Here is an 8,745-nt window from a genome sequence, read left to right on the forward strand (position 1 = left end):
GCCTTGTATTGGCCAATACGACCGCGTCGGCCCGCCGCGTCTCAACCACGCGGCGCAGCCTCTCCGGCTGATATTGGCCGGGCTCACCCATGACGACCATCAGATCGAGGTCATGCTCGGCGAGCTGCGCCTGCAGGCCGGTCAGGAAAGGGATGAAGAACGGCTCGCCATATTGCTGGTCGCCAGGGTGCGGTTGCAGCATGAAGGCGATCGAATGGGTGGCGCCTTTCCTGAGACTCCGGCCCGACTGGTTGGGCGAATAGTTCAGCTTCCTGGCGGCCTCCAGCACGCGCTGGCGCGTCTCCGCATTGACATCGGCACGGCCGTTCAGCGCGCGCGAGACGGTGCCGATCGAAATGTTCAGATGACGCGCGAGATCGTGGATGCTGGACGCCAAGGCCGGTTCTCCCCTGTCTTCGCTAGCACCGGCCGCCCTTCAGGCCAAGCAGTGGGTGTCGATTTTCGCGAGCGGGTGATTGACATTCTAGGCCATCGGGTGTGTTCTCGTAAACGTTTACGGAAAAACGTTTACGGTGATGCCGGAAATGCCGTGACACTCGGACTGGAGGGGCCGAGCGAGGAGGAGCGTTGGATGATGAAGGTCGTCCTGGTCGGGTGCGGAGCCATGAGCAGGCAGTGGCTCGATGCCGCAAGGCAGATCGACGGGCTCGCCATTGCCGGCCTTGTCGACCTCGATGCCGAGCGGGCGCAGGCGAGGGCGCGCGAATACGATCTCAGCAACGCCGTCATCGGCACCAGCGTCGACGCCGTCCTCGACGAGACGAAACCCGACGCCGTGTTCGATGTCGTGGTTCCGGCGGCACGTCGCGAGGTTGCGCTTTCTTCCTTTGCCATCATTGCCACCTGCTGACCGAAAAGCCGCTGGCTGACAGCCCGGAAAATGCGCGGGCCATTATCGATGCGGCGCGCCGCGCAGGCCGCATCCATGCGGTCGTGCAGAATCGGCGCTATGTCGCCAATGTCAGGCGGATCAGGCGTTTCCTCGATTCCGGCGCCATCGGCAAGCCGACCAGCATCCATGCCGATTTCTTCATCGCGCCGCATTTCGGCGGCTTTCGCGAGGAGATGGCCCATGTGCTGCTGCTCGACATGGCGATCCACACCTTCGACGCCGCGCGTTACATGGTCGCCGGCGAGCCGGCCAGCGTCTATTGCCAGGAATGGGAGCCGGCCAGTTCCTGGTACCGGCAGGGCTCGTCGGCCAGCGCCGTCTTCGACCTCGGCGGCGGCAAGGTCTTCACCTATGCCGGCTCCTGGTGCGCCGACGGTTTCCGCACCAGCTGGGAAGGCAGCTGGCGCATCGTTGCCGAGCGCGGCAGCCTGTTGTGGGACGGCCATGACGGGCTGATGGCGGAGGTGGTTGCGTCGGGCCGCGACGGTATCATCGACAAGACGCATTCAATCGAGGTGCCGGCGCTCGACCCGGCTGATCGGGTGGGCGGACATCTCGGCATCATCCAGGATTTCATGCGCGCGATCGAAACCGGCACCGAGCCGGAGACCCGCGGCGCCGACAACATCAAAAGCCTCGCCATGGTCTTCGGCGCGATCGAAAGCGCGGAGACCGGACGGCGCGTGGCGATCCCGACCCAGGAAGGATGATGATGCCGAACCCGCTTCTCGATATCAGGATCGGCACCATGGTGCGGGCCAATCTCGACGATCCCGCCGCCTACGTGAAGCAGATCCTGCCGCTCGGCTTCGAGAGCATCCAGCCCTTCTTCTGGCAGACGCTGGGCGGCAAGGACCTGAAGCGCCTAGCGGGCGAAATCCGTGACGCGATCGGTGATGCGGACGTCACCGTGTCGTCCCTCGGTGTGTTCGGCAATCCGCTCGAAAGCGGCGAGGTCGATCAGGGCGTGCTCCAGGCCTGGGAGACCGTCATCGACAACGTGCATCTGTTCGGCACTTCGATGGTCTGCGGCTTCACCGGCCGCCTCCGCGGCAAGAAGCTCACCGACAGCCTGCCGCGCTTCCGCGAGGTCTGGGGGCCGCTGGCCAAACGCGCCGCCGACAAGGGCGTGCGCATCGCCTTCGAGAACTGCGCCATGGACGGCAATTGGGCAAGCGGCGACTGGAACATCGCCCACAACCCGGACGCCTGGGAGCTGATGTTCAACGAATTGCCAAACGACAATCTTGGGCTGGAATGGGAGCCCTGCCACCAGCTCGTCTACCTGATCGATCCGATCCCGCAGATCCGCAAATGGGCGCCGCGCATCTTCCATGTCCATGGCAAGGACGCGACGGTGCGCTGGGACGTGATCCGCGAGCATGGCGTGTTCGGCCGCCTGCCTTTCGTGCAGATGCGCACGCCGGGCTTCGGCGACAGCGACTGGACGCAGGTGATCAGCGAATTGCGGCTGGCCGGCTACAAGGGCGCCATCGACATCGAAGGCTGGCACGACCCGGTCTATCGCGGCGATCTGGAGATCACCGGCCAGGCGCGCGCTCTCGATTATCTGAAGCAATGCCGGGGAGGGAACAGCTACCTGCCCAATCCGGTTTGAGCGCCGGCCCGCGGGAGGAGCCGGCCGATCCAAATCATTGTCGAAACCCTCCATCGCGAGGGACCAAAAGGGAGGAACGTGCATGAGCATCACGACCAGAAGGACTGTTCTGCGCTCGACCGTCGTGGCGGCCGCCACGGCGCTCTGCGCCTCGATCTCCACTCTGCCGGCAAAGGCGCTTGACGCCCAATGGTGCAAGGACGTCCACATCCGCTTCTTCGTCGGCGGCGCCGAGGGCGACGCCTTCGGCACCATCGTCTATAATGGCGCCAAGCAGGCGGCGGCCGATCTCGGGCCGAAGGTCGACTACATCTTTTCCGGCTGGGACGTCGAAAAGATGGTGCAGCAATTGCGCGAGGCGGTCGCCGTCAAGCCGCAGGGCATCGCCATGATGGGCCATCCGGGCGACGCGGCGATCATGCCGCTGGCCGAACAGGCGCATAAGGACGGCATCAAGATGATGTACCAGAACGTTCCGGTGCCGACGGTGGTGGCTGCGTTCGGCGGCGGCTATGTCGGCGCGCAGCAGGAGCAGCAGGGGCGCGCGCTCGGCGCCGAGGCGTTCAAGCTGGCCGGGCTGAAGGCCGGCGACAAGGCGATCATGATCGGCCCGTTCGAGAACGAGAGCCGTGGCGCGCGCGAGCGTGGAACGGTCGCCGCGCTGAAGGAGGCCGGCGTCGATGTCGTTCAGATCAATTCGCAAACCGAATGGGCAGCCGATCCCAATCTCGCGATCCCGCCGATCACTGCGGCGCTGCTCAACAATCCCGGCGTCAAGGCGGTCGGCTATCCCGGCGGGCAGATGCTCGGCAATGTCGCCACCTACATGCAGGCGGCGGGCAGGAAGCCCGGCGACATCTTCAATTTCGGCTTCGACACCAGCCCGCAGATCGTCGAGGCCTTCAAGGGCGGCTGGGTGCAGCTGACGGCCGACCAGCAGCCGTTCATGCAAGGCTATCTGCCGATCCTCAGTCTCTGCCAGCAGGTGGTGCTCGGTCTTGCCCCCATGAACGTCGACACCGGCGCCGGCTTCGTGACGCCGCAGAACTACGAGATCGTCTCAGAGCTCGCCAAGCAGGCGCTGCGCTGACCCCCAGGCCGCCGGCCGGACCCAACCCGGCCGGCGGGACCGCCTGCGGACGAGGCAGGCATAACACACAATTCAAGCGAGGATCGCATGAGCGAACGCATCATCGAACTGCGCGACATCAAGAAATCCTACGGCCAGGTCTATGCCTTGGGCGGCGTCAACCTCAGCGTCGATCGCGGCGAAGTGGTCGGCCTGATCGGCGACAACGGCGCCGGCAAATCGACGCTGATCAAGATCCTGTCCGGCGTGGTCAGGCCGACCAGCGGCGAAATCCTGGTGCGTGGCAAACCGGTCAGCGGATGGAGCGCGGCACGTTCGCGCGACGCCGGCATCGAGACCGTGTTCCAGGACCGGGCTCTGGCCGTGCAGCAGACCATCGTGCGCAACATCTTCATGGGCCGCGAGCTCACCGGCTTCATGGGCTGGCTGAAGGTCAACAAGGAGGTCGCGGAGGCGAGCCGGCTAATGCGCGAGATCGGCTTCACCTCGAAAGTGTTCACGCCGCAGTCGATCGTCGGCCAGCTTTCGGGCGGCGAGCGGCAGGGCGTGGCGATCGCTCGCGCCATCTACAAGCAGGCGGAGCTGATCATCCTCGACGAGCCGACGACGGCGCTGTCGCTGACCGAAACCGCCAAGGTCTTCCACTTCGTGCGCCAGGTGCGGGCGAGCGGCCGCTCGATCCTGTTCATCGGCCACAACATCCACCATGTCTTCGACATCGCCGACCGCTTCGTCGTGCTCGACCGCGGCAAGGTGGCGCTGACGGCCGACCGCAGCGAGGTCAAGTCGGCCGACGACCTAATCAACTTCATGGAAGATGTGGCGCATCCCGGCGGCCTGCCGGGGCTGCACGAGGGCGCGGAGCAGAGAGCGTGATGAGCAAGGCCATGGAACCCGATCTGCAAACGCCTCTCAGGAGAACAAGCGGCCAGGCTGCCAAGGAATGGAGCCATCCGTCGAACCACTGGCTGCGCGGCTTAGTGCTCGACAACCGCGCTTCGCTCGGCACGCTCGCGGTGTTCATCGTCATGATGGCGGTGTTCATGATCGCCAACCCGACCGTGTTCACCACCTGGTATCTCTACAGCTCGGTGCTGACGACGCTTCCGGTGGCGCTGTTCGTGGTGGTGCCGCTGGTCTTCGTCGTCACCTGCGGCGAGATCGACCTGTCGTTCCCGGCAACGATGGGTTTCGCCTCCTGGGTCTTCGCGCTGGTGGTGCAGGCCGGCTACGATCCGTTCCTCGGCATTGCGGCGGCTCTGGTCACCGGCACGCTGCTCGGCTTCCTGGTCGGCTCGCTGGTCGTCTATGGCGGGCTGTCGTCGTTGATCGCCACGCTCGGCATGAATTTCCTGCTGCGCGGCCTGATCCAGATCATCAATGAGGGCAAGTCGACAGCGCTGACCAATCTGGCCGACAGCACGGCCTACAAGATCTTCTCCAGCCAGATCTGGGGCATCCCGGTGCAGATCTTCTGGGCGATCGCCTTCGTCGTGTTCTCGGCGCTGCTCTTCAACCGGCACCGCTTCGGCGCGCAGGTCAAGGTGGTCGGCGACAATCCCGACAGCGCCAAGCAGATGGGCATCGACGTCAAGCTCGTGCGGGTGAAGGTGTTCGTCTTCACCGGCATAGGCGCGGCGATCGCCGGCACCTTCTCGGTGATGATCAACTTCACCTGGTGGCCGACGGCGGGCGACGGCTATCTCTTGCCTGTACTCGCCTCGGTGTTCGTCGGCGGCACGCCGACCTGGGGCGGCATCGGCACGGTGGTCGGCGGCGCGACCGGCGCGGTCACCGTGTCGTTCATCCAGACCGGCGTTGTGGCGGCGGGCCTCAGCGGCTTCTACGTCCAGTTCTTCAACGGACTGATCATCATCCTGTCGCTGCTCGGCCACAAGTGGAACCAGGCAAGGTACAGGTGAGGGCGGTCACACCGGCGCGACGAACCCGTCCAGGACGCGCTTTTGCCCGGCCTTGTCGAAGTCGATGGTGAGCTTGTTGCCTTCGATGGCCGCTATGTTGCCGTTGCCGAATTTCTGGTGGAAGACGCGGTCGCCGACATTGAAGGCGGACGGCGTGTCGGCGACGGATTTGGCGACCAGCTCGCCCTCGATGGTGCGGCCCTTCACAGAGGTGCGGCCGGCGCCGTAGCCTGAGTCGGTCTCGCCATATCCGATGCGCTCGACCTGGTGGCCGGAGCGGGTGCCCCAGTTGCGGTCGGTCGCCTCCGTACGGTTGGCCTGGGCGCGCTGCCAGCCGGGCGTGGCATAGGTGTTGGAAAAGCTGCCCTGGTCCTTCGCCCCGACATTGTCGAAGCGCGAGGCGCCGTACGGGTTCTGCCGGCCGCCACCGCGTCCCGACGCAAAAGCGCCGCCGCCATAGGGATTGCCGTAGCCGCCATAGGAATTGCCGCCCTCGGCGATGTCGATATGGGTTTCCGGCAGCTCGTCGACGAAGCGCGACGGGATGGTCGATTGCCATAGACCGTGGATCTGACGGTTGGAGACGAACCAGATATGCAGGTTCTTCTTCGCCCGCGTCAGTCCGACATAGGCAAGGCGGCGCTCTTCCTCCAGGCCGGAGCGGCCGCCTTCATCCAGCGCGCGCTGGTGGGGGAACAGGCCTTCCTCCCAGCCGGGCAGGAAAACGGTCTCGAATTCCAGGCCCTTGGCGGAGTGCAGCGTCATGATCGACACCGCATCCTGCTCGGCATTCTGCTCGGCGTCCATGACAAGCGCGACATGCTCGAGGAAGGAGCGAAGCGATTCATACTCCTCCATGGAGCGGATCAGCTCCTTCAGGTTCTCCAGCCGCCCCGGCGCGTCCGCGGAACGGTCGTTCTTCCACATGTCGGTGTAGCCGCTCTCTTCCAAAATGGTCTCGGCAAGCTCGGTGTGCGGCTTCGTTTCCAGCGCTTTCTGCCAGCGCTCGAAATTGGCCGCGACCTCGCGCAGCGCCGCGCGCGGCTTGGGCTTCAGCTCGTCGCTTTCGGCGAGCGTCGCCGCCGCCTCCAGCATCGGCACGCGCATGGCGCGCGCGGTGTCGTGGATCTGGCGGATGGTGGCCTCGCCGAGCCCACGCTTCGGCACGTTGACAATGCGCTCGAAGGCAAGGTCGTCGCCGCTGTTGGCGACGACGCGGAAGAAGGCCAGCGCGTCGCGGATTTCCAGGCGCTCGTAGAAACGCGGGCCGCCGATGACGCGGTAGTTCAAGCCCAGCGTGATGAAGCGGTCTTCGAAGGCGCGCATCTGGAAGGACGCGCGGACGAGAATCGCCATGTCATTCAGATTGTGCTTCTGCCGCTGATAGGCCTCGATGGCGTCGCCGATGGCCCTGGCCTCTTCCTCCGAGTCCCAGGCGGCATGGACATGCACCTTGTCGTCCTCGGGGTCATTGCGATCGGTGAACAGCGTCTTGCCGAAACGGCCCTCATTGTGGGCGATGAGGTGGGAAGCGGCGCCCAGGATATGCGCGGTGGAGCGATAATTGCGCTCCAGCCGGATGATGATGGCGCCCGGGAAATCCTTGTCGAAGCGCAGGATGTTGTCGACGTCGGCGCCGCGCCAGCCATAGATCGACTGGTCGTCGTCGCCGACGCAGCAAATGTTGACTTTGTTTTCGCTCACGGCCGCGCGCTCGCTTCGCTCGCTGGCCTCCGCGGGGGCGGCCTGACCGGCCGACGCCCGGTCGGGCTTGCGGCCTTCGGCCGACGGGCTGCGCCCGACATTGGGGCGCTGCGCCAAGAGCCGCAGCCACATGTACTGCGCGGTGTTGGTGTCCTGGTACTCGTCGACCAGTATGTATTTGAACTTGCGGTGGTATTCCTTCAGCACGTCCGGATAGGCGCGGAAGATGCGGATCGGGTGGTAGAGCAGGTCGCCGAAGTCGCAGGAGTTCAGCGTCTGCAGCCGTTCCTGATAGGCCTTGTAGAGCTGGCGGCCCTTGCCGTTGCCGAAGCTGCGAGCATCACCTTCCGGAATCTCTTCGGGGCCGAGGCCCTTGTTCTTCCAGTTGTCGAGCATCTGGGCGAAGGTCTTGGCCGGCCAGCGCTTGTCGTCCAGCCCTTCGGCCTGGATCAGCTGCTTGATCAGCCGCACCACGTCGTCGTTGTCGAGGATGGTGAAATCCGACTTCAGCCCGGCCAACTCGGCATGACGACGCAACAGCTTGACGCCGATAGAATGGAAGGTGCCGAGCCAGGGCATGCCCTCGACATTGCCTTCGCCGATCAGGTGGCCGATGCGCTGCTTCATCTCGCGCGCCGCCTTGTTGGTGAAGGTGACGGCGAGGATCTGCGACGGGAAGGCCCTGCCTGTGGCGAGGATGTGGGCGATGCGGGTGGTGAGCACGCGCGTCTTGCCGGTGCCGGCGCCGGCCAGCACCAGGACCGAGCCTTCGGTCGTCTCGACGGCGAGCCGCTGCTCCGGGTTCAGGCCCTTCAGATAATCGGGCGCGCTGTTCTGCCCGCTGCGCGCCGCCATGGCGCGCGCGGCTATGCCGGACGGGGCCGCAGCCGGCCGCGCATTCGGTTCATCGAAAAAAGGCATGTCTTCGGAAAAGCCCGACATCGCCCCGAATGTAGTGATTCGGGAGCGAAAGACCAGAACTGTCTACGTTTTGTTCTAGTTTCGCGTGTCCCGGACCAACTTGACAGCCGGAGCGGGTGAGGGGAAAGCTGCCAGCAGGGCGGGGCCTGTCGCACCCCGCAAGCTGCTCTATCTTGTTTGACGCAGTTCCGGACGGAAAGACGCTTCACGCTTTTCCTGGAATTGCTTGATGCGCGCAACAGTCGAAGGAGCACCGTCTTGGCTGTCACCATCACCTCCCTCGTCCTCTTCCTCATCGGTCTCATTCTCGGCGGCGGCGGCATCTGGCTCGTCGCGCTGGGCGGCAGTTGGTACTACCTGATCGCCGGCCTGGTGTTCCTGATCACGGCCTGGCTGCTGTTCAGGCGCAGGTCGACCTCGCTCTGGCTCTACGCGCTGTTCGTGCTCGCCACTTTGTGCTGGGCGGTGTGGGAAATCGGCTTCGACTGGTGGCAGCTCGGTCCGCGCGGCGGCGTCATCGTGCTCATCGCCCTGTGGCTTCTGACGCCATGGGCAAGGCGCGGCTTGGGCGGGCCCG

Annotated in this window: 6 protein-coding genes and 2 pseudogenes; 6 read left to right on the top strand and 2 right to left on the bottom strand. The window is 65.0% G+C overall.

All coding sequences use genetic code 11. The features are described from left to right. The coding region (locus EOA28_RS15380; RefSeq protein ID WP_148670724.1) for a LacI family DNA-binding transcriptional regulator at positions 1 to 397 on the bottom strand (397 nt) is incomplete at its 3' end. Between the two features lie 195 nt (positions 398 to 592). Between EOA28_RS15380 and EOA28_RS15385 the strand changes: the two are divergent. The 5 genes and pseudogenes from EOA28_RS15385 (at position 593) to EOA28_RS15405 (ending at position 5,543) form a co-directional block, all read left to right on the top strand. Then, positions 593 to 1,623, top strand: a pseudogene (locus EOA28_RS15385) (Gfo/Idh/MocA family oxidoreductase). Beyond that, the gene (locus EOA28_RS15390) at positions 1,623 to 2,531 is read left to right on the top strand and encodes a sugar phosphate isomerase/epimerase (RefSeq protein ID WP_127253780.1); all 909 of its coding nucleotides are present in this window, start codon (positions 1,623 to 1,625) and stop codon (positions 2,529 to 2,531) included. The pseudogene EOA28_RS15385 and the gene EOA28_RS15390 overlap by 1 nt, the downstream one beginning before the upstream one ends. An 82-nt stretch (positions 2,532 to 2,613) precedes the next feature. Continuing rightward, positions 2,614 to 3,621 carry a substrate-binding domain-containing protein gene (locus EOA28_RS15395; protein ID WP_126060124.1) on the top strand — a complete coding sequence of 336 codons (1,008 nt, stop codon included), beginning with the start codon at positions 2,614 to 2,616 and terminating at the stop codon, positions 3,619 to 3,621. Positions 3,622 to 3,708: 87 nt separating this feature from the next. Further along, positions 3,709 to 4,497: an ATP-binding cassette domain-containing protein gene (locus tag EOA28_RS15400; protein WP_126082029.1), complete on the top strand. Its 789-nt coding sequence runs from the start codon at positions 3,709 to 3,711 to the stop codon at positions 4,495 to 4,497. Next, positions 4,497 to 5,543, top strand: a complete 1,047-nt coding sequence (locus tag EOA28_RS15405) for an ABC transporter permease (RefSeq protein WP_127252659.1) — start codon at positions 4,497 to 4,499, stop codon at positions 5,541 to 5,543. Before EOA28_RS15400 ends, EOA28_RS15405 begins: the two co-directional genes overlap by 1 nt. 6 nt (positions 5,544 to 5,549) lie before the next feature. On the opposite strand, the gene EOA28_RS15410 is transcribed toward EOA28_RS15405, so the two are convergent. Next, positions 5,550 to 8,189: a UvrD-helicase domain-containing protein gene (locus tag EOA28_RS15410; protein WP_127252660.1), complete on the bottom strand. Its 2,640-nt coding sequence runs from the start codon at positions 8,187 to 8,189 to the stop codon at positions 5,550 to 5,552. 237 nt (positions 8,190 to 8,426) lie between these two features. On the opposite strand from EOA28_RS15410, the pseudogene EOA28_RS15415 reads away from it, so the two are divergent. Then, positions 8,427 to 8,745 (top strand): annotated as a pseudogene (locus tag EOA28_RS15415) (membrane-bound PQQ-dependent dehydrogenase, glucose/quinate/shikimate family); the annotation flags it as partial.

The organism is Mesorhizobium sp. M2A.F.Ca.ET.067.02.1.1 (assembly GCF_004023285.1).
In the GTDB taxonomy this organism is placed as follows: domain Bacteria; phylum Pseudomonadota; class Alphaproteobacteria; order Rhizobiales; family Rhizobiaceae; genus Mesorhizobium.